The organism is Streptomyces sp. NPDC059456, from assembly GCF_042750055.1.
Taxonomy (GTDB): Bacteria; Actinomycetota; Actinomycetes; order Streptomycetales; family Streptomycetaceae; genus Streptomyces.
Window position 1 is genome coordinate 1 of record NZ_JBHYVA010000644.1, and the last position, 4,851, is coordinate 4,851.

Below are 4,851 nucleotides of genomic sequence, written 5' to 3' on the forward strand. Positions count from 1 at the left end.
CCCCTGGCCCCCGCGCCGCTGCCGGCCCCCGCGCCGCGGACGACCCCGGCGTCCGCCGACGCCGAGGTCCTGGCCCGGCTCGTCGCCGCGGCCGAGGCCGGGATGCGCCTCACTGACGGCGGCGTCGCGCGCACCATCAGCGCCGTCACGGACCGCGACGGGTGTCCCGTCGAGGTCCCGGCCGGCGACGGGCGCGCCGCCCTCACCGGTGTCGACGCCAACTCCCTCGAACTGCACGGCACATGGGCCGACCAGGGTGAGGCTGCCGCACAGCGCCAGCCCCGCAAGGGCGCCCGCAGCCAGGTCGACGTCGCGCCCGTGCGGCTGGCCCTGCTGGACCTGGCCATGCCGCGCGACATCGACGCCGCCGTGCACCGCATCCCGGGCGTGCGGCTCGTCGACATCGAATCGCTCGCCGAGGCTTCGGCCGACGCGCCGATGGCCGCCGACGTGGACGCCGTGCGCGGGATCGTGGCCGAAGAGGTGGCCGCCTTCGGGGCGGCCCAGCGTGCCGCGCACATCACGCCGACCGTCGTCGCCCTGCGGGCGATGGCCGCCGAGGTCGTGGCCATGGAAGTGGCACGGCTCGACGGACGGCTCCCGGACTTGGACGAACGCCAGCGGGCCGAGGTCACCCAGACCGTGCGCCGTGTCGTCGACAAGCTCCTCCACGCGCCGACCGTGCGCGTCAAGCAGCTCGCGAGCGAGCCCGGCGGCGCCGGGTACGCCGAGGCGCTGCGCGAACTCTTCGACCTCGACCCGCAGACGGTGGCCTCCGTCAGCCGGGCGGACGCGGCCGGTCAGGCCGGACAGGTCGACCAGGCGGGACAGGCCGACACGGCCGACCAGAACGACGACTCAGGACGGGCATCATGAATCCACGTCTCGACCAGCCCCTCCGGCTCGGCACGCGGCGCAGCAAGCTGGCCATGTCCCAGTCCGGCCATGTCGCCGACGCGGTAAGGGCGATCACCGGCCGGCCCGTCGAGCTCGTGGAGATCACGACCTTCGGTGACGTGTCGCGCGAGCACCTGGCGCAGATCGGCGGCACCGGCGTGTTCGTCACCGCGCTGCGCGACGCGCTGCTGCGCGGCGAGGTCGACTTCGCCGTCCACTCGCTGAAGGACCTGCCGACCACACAGCCCGAGGAGCTCGTCGTCGCGGCCATGCCGCTGCGCGAGGACCCGCGCGACGCGCTCGTCGCCCGTGACGGCCTGACCTTCGAGCAGCTGCCCGACGGCGCCCGCGTCGGTACCGGTTCGCCGCGCCGCACGGCGCAGCTGAACCACTACGCGCGCAGCCTCGGCAAGCGCATCGAGACCGTCGCCATCCGGGGGAACGTCGACACCCGGATCGGTTTCGTGCGCGACGGCGAGCTGGACGCCGTCGTCCTCGCCGCCGCCGGGCTCAACCGGATCGGCCGCGGTGACGAGGCGACCGACCTGCTCTCCGTGGACTGCGTGCTGCCGGCTCCGGGCCAGGGCGCCCTGGCCGTGGAGTGCCTCGCCTCCGACACGGAGCTCATCGCTTCGCTCGGCAAGCTCGACGACCCGCACACCCGGGCCGCCGTGACCGCCGAGCGTTCCCTGCTCGCCGCCCTGGAGGCCGGCTGCAGCGCGCCCGTGGGTGCGCTCGCCGATCTTCTGGCCGACGGCCAGGTTGTCAATGAAATGCGCCTGCGCGGCGTCGTCGGAACCCTCGACGGCTCGACGCTGGTGCAGCTGTCCACCACCGGTCCCGTGCCCCACTCGTACGACGAGGCCATGGCGCTCGGCCGCGAACTCGCGGACGAGATGCTGGCCAAGGGCGCGGCCGGTCTGATGGGGGAGCGGTCGCTTTGAACCCCACACGTCCCACCACCTCCGCCTTCGCGGCCGTCGCGGCCCACGGGCACGTCACCTTCCTCGGTGCCGGCCCCGGTGACCCGGGTCTGCTGACGCTGCGCGCCGTCGAGGCCCTCGCCGCCGCGGACGTCCTGATCGCGGAACCCGAGGTGCTCGACGTCGTGCGCACGCATGCGCGCGCGGGAGTGGACACGCCTCAGCTGACGATTGCTGACGAAGTGTCAGCAGCCGCCGGTGTTCCGGTGATCCGGGACGCGGCCAATCTTGTCATGGAGGCCGCGCGCTCCGGCAGGCGGGTCGTCCGTGCCGTCACCGGTGACCCCGGCCTCGACGGGAACGCCGCCGAGGAGATGCTCGCCTGCGCCAACGGCGGCATCCCCTTCGAGGTGGTGCCCGGTGTCGCGACCGCCGTCGGCGTGCCCGCGTACGCGGGTGTGCCGCTGCGCGGGGACCAGGGCGCCGACGTGCGGTTCGTGGACGCGCGCAACGCCTCCGCGCGCTGCTGGAGCGAGGTCGGGGCCAGCGACGGCACCCTCGTCGTCTCCGCGACGCTGGAGACCGTCGCGAGCGCCGCCGCCGAGCTGGTGTCCGCCGGGCGAAAGCCCGACACCCCGCTCACGGTGACCGTCGCCGGCACGACGACGCGCCAGCGGACCTGGAACGCCACCCTCGGGACCATCGCCCAGGTGTTCAAGCAGGGCAAGGTGCTCCCGTCGCCCGAGGGCGCCCGGCCGGTCATAGCCGTGGTCGGTGAGCAGGGCGCCGCCGCGCGCCGCGAGGAGCTGGCCTGGTTCGAGTCGAAGCCGCTGTTCGGCTGGCGGGTCCTCGTACCGCGTACGAAGGAGCAGGCCGCTTCGCTCTCCGACCAGCTGCGTTCGTACGGCGCGGTGCCCCACGAGGTGCCGACCATCGCCGTGGAGCCGCCGCGCACCCCGCAGCAGATGGAGCGCGCGGTCAAGGGCCTGGTGACGGGCCGCTACGAGTGGATCGCCTTCACCTCGGTCAACGCCGTGAAGGCCGTCCGGGAGAAGTTCGAGGAGTACGGGCTCGACGCCCGGGCCTTCGCGGGCATCAAGGTCGCCGCCGTCGGCGAGCAGACCGCCGCCGCGCTCGTCGAGTTCGGCGTCAAGCCGGACCTGGTGCCGAGCGGTGAGCAGTCCGCGGCCGGCCTGCTGGAGGACTGGCCGCCGTACGACCCGGTCTTCGACCCGATCGACCGCGTGTTCCTGCCGCGCGCCGACATCGCGACCGAGACGCTGGTCGCGGGCCTGATAGAGCTCGGGTGGGAGGTCGACGACGTCACCGCCTACCGGACCGTGCGCGCGTCGCCGCCGCCGGCCGACACGCGCGAGGCGATCAAGGGCGGTGGCTTCGACGCCGTTCTCTTCACGTCGTCCTCGACGGTGCGCAACCTCGTCGGCATCGCCGGCAAGCCGCACAACGTGACCGTCATCGCCTGCATCGGGCCGGCCACCGCCAAGACGGCGGAGGAACACGGTCTACGGGTCGACGTCCTGTCGCCGGAGCCGAGCGTGAGCAAGCTCGCCGAGGCGCTGGCCGAGTACGGTGCGGCGCGCCGCGACGCGGCCAAGGAGGCCGGCGAGTCGGTGTCCCGCCCGAGCGAACGCCGGCCGGGCGCACGGCGACGCCGTACGACCTGACCGGCGGGCAGAGCCCGACAGGGCCCGGACGCACCCGCGTCCGGGCCCTGAGCCGTCTCCGGCTCGTCCCGGGCTCCGGCTCGGCTCTGGCGTCGGCTTCGTCTGCGGCGGGCCCGGCCCGGGGCGGCCGGGGCCACGGCCTACGCTGGATCCCGACTGTTCTCGAAGCGAAGCTCGAAGAGGCGACTGAGTATGAGCGCGTACGGATCCTTCCCCGGCTCGCGGCCCCGCCGGCTGCGCACCACCCCGGCGATGCGGCGGATGGTCGCGGAGAACCGGCTGCACCCGTCGGACCTGATCCTCCCGGCGTTCGTACGGGAGGGCATCAGCGAGCCCCTGGCCATCTCCGCGATGCCGGGCGTGGTCCAGCACACCCGCGACACGCTGCGCAAGGCCGCGGTCGAGGCCGTCGAGGCGGGCGTCGCGGGGATCATGCTGTTCGGCGTCCCGGCCGACGAGAACAAGGACGCGCTGGGCACGGCGGGCACCGAGCCGGACGGGATCCTCCAGCTCGCGATCCGCGACGTGAAGGCGGAGGTGGGCGACGATCTGGTGATCATGTCCGACCTGTGCCTGGACGAGTACACCGACCACGGCCACTGCGGTGTCCTGGACGAGCACGGGCGCGTCGACAACGACGCCACCCTGGAGCGGTACGCCGAGATGGCCCAGGTCCAGGCCGACGCGGGCGTCCACGTGGTCGGCCCCAGCGGCATGATGGACGGCCAGGTAGGCGTCATCCGCGACGCGCTCGACGAGACCGGGCACGAGGACGTCTCGATCCTCGCGTACACGGCGAAGTACTCGTCGGCCTTCTACGGCCCGTTCCGCGAGGCCGTCGCCTCGTCGCTCCAGGGTGACCGCAAGACCTACCAGCAGGACCCGGCGAACGCCCGGGAGTCGCTGCGGGAGCTGGCGCTCGACCTGGAGGAGGGCGCGGACATGGTGATGGTCAAGCCGGCCGGCCCGTACCTGGACATCCTGTACCGGGTCGCGCAGGCGGTCGACGTCCCGGTGGCCGCGTACCAGATCAGCGGCGAGTTCGCGATGATCGAGGCGGCGGCGGAGAAGGGCTGGATCGAGCGCGAGCGGGCCATCCTGGAGACGCTGCTGGGCATCAAGCGGGCCGGCGCGGACACGATCCTCACCTACTGGGCCACGGAGGCCGCGGGCTGGCTCCGCGAAGCCCGCTGATCCGGCGGGTCAGCGCAGGGGCCAGGGGCCCCCGGGACCCGGGGGGGGGGGGGGGGCCCCCCCCCCCCCCCCCCCCCCCCCCCCCCCCCCCCCCCCCCCCCCCCCCCCCCCCCCAGATAAAAAAAAAAACCCCCACACAACCAAAAACAGTC

Annotated in this window: 3 protein-coding genes and 1 pseudogene; all 4 read left to right on the top strand. The window is 73.8% G+C overall.

Annotated elements, in window-relative coordinates; all coding sequences use genetic code 11:
* A pseudogene (locus tag ACFXA3_RS35440) lies at nt 1-876 on the top strand (glutamyl-tRNA reductase); the annotation flags it as partial.
* Entirely contained in the window at nt 873-1,841 is a 969-nt protein-coding gene (hemC, locus tag ACFXA3_RS35445) for a hydroxymethylbilane synthase (protein ID WP_385193981.1), read from the top strand. The pseudogene ACFXA3_RS35440 and the gene hemC, both read left to right, overlap by 4 nt.
* Complete coding sequence (locus tag ACFXA3_RS35450) at nt 1,838-3,505, top strand: uroporphyrinogen-III synthase (RefSeq protein WP_385193984.1); 1,668 nt, start codon at nt 1,838-1,840, stop codon at nt 3,503-3,505. Before hemC ends, ACFXA3_RS35450 begins: the two co-directional genes overlap by 4 nt.
* Nucleotides 3,506-3,697: 192 nt before the next feature.
* On the top strand, nt 3,698-4,699 hold the full coding sequence (hemB, locus tag ACFXA3_RS35455) for a porphobilinogen synthase (RefSeq protein ID WP_385193987.1): 1,002 nt from the start codon (nt 3,698-3,700) through the stop codon (nt 4,697-4,699).
* The last annotated feature ends 152 nt before the right edge of the window (nt 4,700-4,851 follow it).

What these genes read in the sequence shown, in the direction of transcription:
- hemB (WP_385193987.1), top strand. Translation starts at nt 3,698, where the DNA reads ATGAGCGCGTACGGATCCTTCCCCGGCTCGCGGCCCCGCCGGCTGCGC.
- hemC (WP_385193981.1), top strand. Translation starts at nt 873, where the DNA reads ATGAATCCACGTCTCGACCAGCCCCTCCGGCTCGGCACGCGGCGCAGC.